The organism is Noviherbaspirillum sp. ST9 (genome assembly GCF_048799745.1).
GTDB lineage: Bacteria > Pseudomonadota > Gammaproteobacteria > Burkholderiales > Burkholderiaceae_D > Noviherbaspirillum.
In genome coordinates this window covers 1-610 of sequence record NZ_JBLWFR010000130.1, presented here as the reverse complement: position 1 = coordinate 610, position 610 = coordinate 1, and the positions used below count along the sequence as shown (strand labels likewise).

The 610-nt window shown below is 43.0% G+C and carries 2 protein-coding genes; both read left to right on the top strand.

Annotated features, from left to right (window positions below; genetic code table 11):
- On the top strand, positions 1 to 413 hold a 413-nt coding region (locus ACNOHI_RS25150; RefSeq protein ID WP_420477459.1), incomplete at its 5' end, for a cyanophycinase.
- 11 nt (positions 414 to 424) lie between these two features.
- Positions 425 to 610, top strand: a 186-nt coding sequence (locus ACNOHI_RS25145; protein ID WP_420477458.1) for a hypothetical protein, incomplete at its 3' end; no start/stop codon positions are given.

The window sequence follows — 610 nt, the reverse complement described above, 5'->3', positions numbered from 1 at the left end:
TTATTGCCGGGACTTCAGCCGGAGCAACAATACAGGGCTCTTTTCTGCTTAGGGGAGATACTAAGGGCAACAGCGTTTTAGTTGGAGATCATGTTCAGGGGCTTGATTTTATTCACAATGTTGCTATCGATCAGCATATTCTTAAACGAAACAGACAGTTCGACCTGATTGACGTGGTTAAAGCCCGTCCTGAGCTGCTAGGGATAGGTATTGACGAGAGTACCGCCATATTGGTGCAGAAAGACATTTTTGAAGTATTAGGCGACTCTTATGTTGCTGTTTACGATGCAGCGCAGATCAACAGTAAAATTCCTTTTACTTTTTTTGGACGGGGACAACGATATGACCTCCGACTCAGGAAGGAAATTAATGATGTCGCCCGCCATGCCAATTTAAGTAATGATAATCGTTAACAGCAGCAGGAATGAGCAATTTTAAAACGACAACAGTTCTGCCTCCACGGTCGTCGCCTGAGAAACATGCATTTCGTTTTTTCTTTCTCTATTTTCTTCTTCAGGTAGTTCCCCTGGACTGGAAGTTCTACAGGCAACTCATAGATATCGACTGGGGGCAGCTGCATTATGGTGATATTTTTCTAATAACAAAGTAT